Below are 275 nucleotides of genomic sequence, written 5' to 3' on the forward strand. Positions count from 1 at the left end.
GCAGAATTTGACCAGCTTTATATTGAAAGTGAATTTAAAAGAAGGCAATTATCTATAAGTTTCCATGACAGAATTGGCGGGACTCCACAGATAGTTAAAATGACATCTGATTTATTAGTATACATCAAAAAACATAATGGAGTAACTTTTAAACGAAAAGATGAAATTGCAAAGATGGCTTTGGAAGAGAAAACATCAATTAGACAATAGTTTATCTGCTTTTTCCGTCACTTAAAAGTAAATTATAAGATCGAATTTATAAAAAAAAGACGCCG

General features: G+C 30.2%; 1 pseudogene. It reads left to right on the plus strand.

What is annotated here, in order from left to right:
- A pseudogene (locus SB754_RS20120) lies at positions 1–210 on the plus strand (hypothetical protein); the annotation flags it as partial.
- Positions 211–275: the final 65 nt, after the last annotated feature.

This window comes from Leifsonia sp. SIMBA_070, assembly GCF_046534635.1.
GTDB lineage: Bacteria > Actinomycetota > Actinomycetes > Actinomycetales > Microbacteriaceae > Leifsonia.